The sequence below is a fragment of the Corynebacterium tuscaniense genome (genome assembly GCF_008693065.1).
GTDB classification, from domain to species: domain Bacteria; phylum Actinomycetota; class Actinomycetes; order Mycobacteriales; family Mycobacteriaceae; genus Corynebacterium; species Corynebacterium tuscaniense.
In genome coordinates this window covers 1-4,518 of the sequence record NZ_VXKH01000089.1, presented here as the reverse complement: position 1 = coordinate 4,518, position 4,518 = coordinate 1, and the positions used below count along the sequence as shown (strand labels likewise).

The following is a 4,518-nucleotide window of genomic DNA, read 5'->3' as shown; positions in this document are numbered from 1 at the left end:
TGTCGCGGAGCAAGCGCAGTGCGGCGCTCGCCGCTGTGGCGTGTGCTGCGGGGTGTTCGGTGGGGTTGCCGTTCGCGGTGGCGCAGTCTATTCCGGTGCCGCTCGCGCCGAGTAATTCCGCGGTGGCGGACCAGTGGGTGAATTCGCAGATCAGACTGGGTGAAGGTACACAGGGTTTAAACATTTCGCTTATCGACGCCCCCGCCACAGCCCCCAGCCGCGACACCACCCATGTGACGGTCAGAGTGCATAACGATGGCGCCGAACCCGCCGATGATCTGGTACTGACCCCGCGCCGGGGGCCGGTCTCCGGGTCCTTAACGGATGCACGGGTGGCTACCGTGGCGCAGCCGGGGGAGTACACGCCGGCAGGTGATGCAGTGACGGTGCCCACGGTGCCTCCGAATGGGCACGTGGATGTCAAGGTGACCTTTGATGCGGAAGACCACCCCACCACCGTGACGCGCCCGGTGATGGTGGTGTTGGAAAATGCTGGTGCTGTCATGGACACGGAACGCTGGCATATGACGGTGCTGGGAACGGCGCAGGAAACACCAGGAGCGGACGAACCTGAGCGCACACCCGCCGGCATGTCCGTGCTGTATCCCATCACCGCGCCAGTGGACATTGTCCCCGGCGAAACGGGGGAGGCACCGAACCGGCCCCCGCTGATTCTGTCTTCGGAACAGCTAGCAGGGCAGATCGCGCCGGGGGGCCGCTTGGATCAGCTGGTGGATGTTTACTCCGAGCTGGGTGCCGGGAATGAAACCTGCATGGCCGTGGACCCTGCGCTGCTAGACACCGTGGACCGGATGGCGGACGGTTACACCGTGAATGATGACAGGCCGGAGCCCGCCGAGAAACGCCAGCGCCTGCGTGATTCCTGGGGCAACCCAGACACCGGCAAGGATTCCACCCAAGGGACCGGGGCTGATGATGCCGCGGCGTGGCTGGACAAACTCCGGGCGGCGGCGAAAGACAAGTGCGTTCTTGCTATGCCCTGGGCCAACACGGACCTGGAGGCCGTCGCGCGCACAGGTAATCGCTGGCTCATGCGTGAGGCTCTGGAGCGTGGTCCGTTCACCGCGGAGCGTGTCTTGGGTACCCCGGTTATGCGCAATGTGGTGCTGCCGGGTTCGGGCTATCTCACCGAAAAGACCGTGCCGGGGATGGGCTGGGCTGATCACAGTCAGTCCCGAGTGACGGAAGTGGGAATGCAGGGGGCGTGGGAGGAGCAAACCAGCTCCACCACCGAAACCGCAGACCATGAGCCAGATGGGCGTGTGGAAGGTGAGCAGCAGACCACCTTGGATGATCCAGCAATGCCAAATTCCGCGGGGATTACCGCGCCGCAACCCGCGCAAGCGGTGCGTGTGCTGGTGGCTGACAACACCACGTCCGTAAACTCTGCGCACAGTCGTTTCACGCAACTGCGCCCCGGTGTGGTGGGTGTGGACTTTGATTATGAGCTGGCGTCGACCCTGGCGGCCACCGGGCCGAACCCGGAAACGACGGGTTATTCCGATGATCACCTGCGTTTTGATTACACGCGGGACTCGCAGGTGGCGCGGGACAACACCGCGGCAACGGCTGTGCGTACCGCTGCGAGTTCGCGCGTGGTGGTGGGGGAGAGCGCCGAAGCATCTGAGCCGCTGCTGGTAACACCGCCAGCCGGGTGGCAACCGAAGACCGCGCGGGCTGTGATGGATACGGTCAACGAACTCTTCCGCGAACACACCAGCGTGCCCATGAGCCTGGCGGACTACACCCGTGTGCCGGATGACCCGGCCCAGCTCGTCCCCGGCACCCCGAGCTTGTGGGAGGCAGACCCGACGATCTACTCCGACACGGAAGTGCTCAATGCCTCCCAGCAGGGGGCGTTTATCGACGATTTGACGTCCCTCCTTGGCAGCGAACCCGCCATCGCACTGACCCAATACGGCTACACGTTGCCGCTGCGCCAAGATCTGCTCACCGCACTGACAGTAACGGGAAGACGTTCCTACACCGGCTACATGGAGGCGCAGGAACGCACCCGGCGGCGGCTCAACGGCAACCGCGATGCGCTGGCTGGCCTGCGCGCCGCCATCACCTTGATCCCACCGGGCAATGTGTACACCCGTGCTTCGGAGTCCTCCCCGCTGCTCATCGTGGCGCAGAACGGACTACCGCTGCCGGTGGATGCGTCAATCTTGTACAAGGGCCCCGCCGGCGCGCATCTGAACACACCAACGGAATTCCGCATCCCGGCGCGGGGTTCGCTGACCCTGCAGATGACGGCGGACTTGGAGGAGAACGACGAGCAGACGAAACTGCAGCTCTACCTGGCCACGCCAGAGGGACAGCCGATCTCCCAACCAGTGGATATTGCCGTCCAAACCGCTGGTGGTGCGGTGAAAAACTGGATCATCATTGCGGGTGCCAGCGCACTGTTTGTCTTGGCCCTCATGTTCCAGCGCGGAAGACGCCGAGGGTCTCGCGGGATAAAAGGTATAGCGCGGGACGGCTAACATACCCATAGTCCCCTGCCGTATCCATCTTCGACAACTTTGGAGAACCTGTGACGCAGCCTAAACGGAAGCCCACGAGCGACAGTTCTGTCGTTCGCTCAACCGGCTCGATGGCTGTGGCGACGTTGATGTCGCGCATCACCGGGTTCATTCGCACGGTGATGATCACCTCTGCACTCGGCGGTGCGGTGGCGTCTGCTTTCAATACAGCAAACACGTTGCCGAATATGATCACCGAGATCGTGCTTGGCTCGGTGCTCACCGCTTTGGTGGTACCAGTGCTCGTGCGCGCGGAGAAGGAAGACCCGGATCAGGGCGCTGACTTTATTCGGCGACTGTTCACGTTGACTTTGACGTTGGTCACGGTGGTCACGGTGGTGACGGTAATTGCGGCTCCACTGCTGACACGGGTGATGTTGGACGCGGACGGTGAAGTAAATGTGGTCCAATCCACCTCCTTTGCCTATCTGCTGTTACCGCAAATCATGTTCTACGGGATGTTCTCCCTGTTCATGGCGGTGCTTAACACCAAGGAAGTGTTCCGGCCCGGCGCGTGGGCGCCGGTGGTGAACAACCTGGTATCCATCGCGGTGCTGGCGTTGTACATGCTGCTGCCGGGCAGTATTGACAAGGACGACCTCACCGGTGTGATGGACCCGCATGTGCTGTTGCTGGGTTTGGGCACCACGCTTGGTGTGGTGGTGCAGTGTCTGATTATGGTGCCGGCACTGCGCCGCCTCGGCATTGATTTGCGGCCACTGTGGGGGTTGGATGACCGACTGAAACAGTTCGGTGGCATGGCTGTAGCGATTGTCACGTACGTGGCTATTTCGCAGGTCGGCTACATCATTAACAACCGTATCGCCTCGGAGGCGTACAGTTCCGCCCCGGCGATTTACATGCAGCACTGGCTGCTGTTGCAGGTGCCGTACGGCATCATCGGCGTGACGCTTCTGACCGCGATCATGCCGCGCCTGTCCCGCAATGCGGCGGATGGTGATGATGCTGCGGTGGTGCGTGATCTGACCTTGGGCACGAAGCTCACCTTCATCGCGCTCATCCCCATCATCATGTTCATGACGGCGCTGGGCCCCGACATCGGTGTTGCACTGTTCCACTACGGCCAGTTCACTGAAACGGATGCGCGCACGCTGGGCATGACGCTGAGTTTCTCCGCGTTTACGCTGATCCCGTACGCCCTGGTCATGCTGCACCTGCGCGTGTTCTATGCGCGGGAGGAGGCGTGGACGCCCACGTTCATCATCGCCGGTATCACGGTGACCAAGGTGGTGCTGGCCATGCTCGCACCGTCCGTGGCGGCAAGCCCCGACCAGGTGGTGGTGCTGCTGGGTGCGGCCAACGGTTTCGGTTTCGTGGCCGGCGCGATCGTGGGTGCGTTTTTGCTGCACCGCAAGCTAGGCAATTTGGGCTCCAGGGACGTGCTGCACACCGCGGCGTGGGCGGCAGCAGCTGGCCTGGTGGGCATCGCAGCTGCGTTGGCTACCCGCTACTTCCTCCGCGTGCTACCACCGCTCATCCCGGGCTCACTGGGGCTGCTGGTGGAAGTGGCTGTTCTCGGCCTCATCTTCGTCATTGTCACCGGCATCGTCCTATCCTTCTCCGACCTCACCGAGGTTCGCAGCCTCGGCGCCGCACTGGCCAAGATCCCTGGCCTGAACAAGATCATTCGGACCGCGCCCGCAGCCCGCATTGAGGCCACAGAAGTTCCGGTTCAATTTCTTGTCGACGACACCTTCAACACATCCCCCGTTCCACCCCCCATGTCCGCTGGTGTTGTGCGTGGGCCACGGCTCGTGCCGGGCGCGGCAGTTTCCGACGGGCGTTTCCGTCTCCTACGCGACCATGGGTCTGCGGGCAGTGCACGCTTCTGGCAGGCCACGGAGTTGCGCACCGGCCGGATGGTAGCGCTGACCTTCGTGGATACGTGTGGTTCTGCACCACTGGCTCCGGTACCACGGCGCCAGGCCGCGCTTGACGCCGCCGGGGT

At 63.0% G+C, this 4,518-nt stretch carries 2 protein-coding genes; both read left to right on the top strand.

Features of this window, described 5'->3' with window-relative positions; all coding sequences use genetic code 11:
- A partial coding sequence (locus F4V54_RS10180) for a DUF6049 family protein (protein ID WP_346265117.1) occupies positions 1-2,510 on the top strand: 2,510 nt, incomplete at its 5' end.
- 110 nt (positions 2,511-2,620) lie between these two features.
- Positions 2,621-4,518 (top strand): murein biosynthesis integral membrane protein MurJ (gene murJ, locus F4V54_RS10175; RefSeq protein ID WP_150387058.1); only part of this gene is annotated, 1,898 nt, incomplete at its 3' end.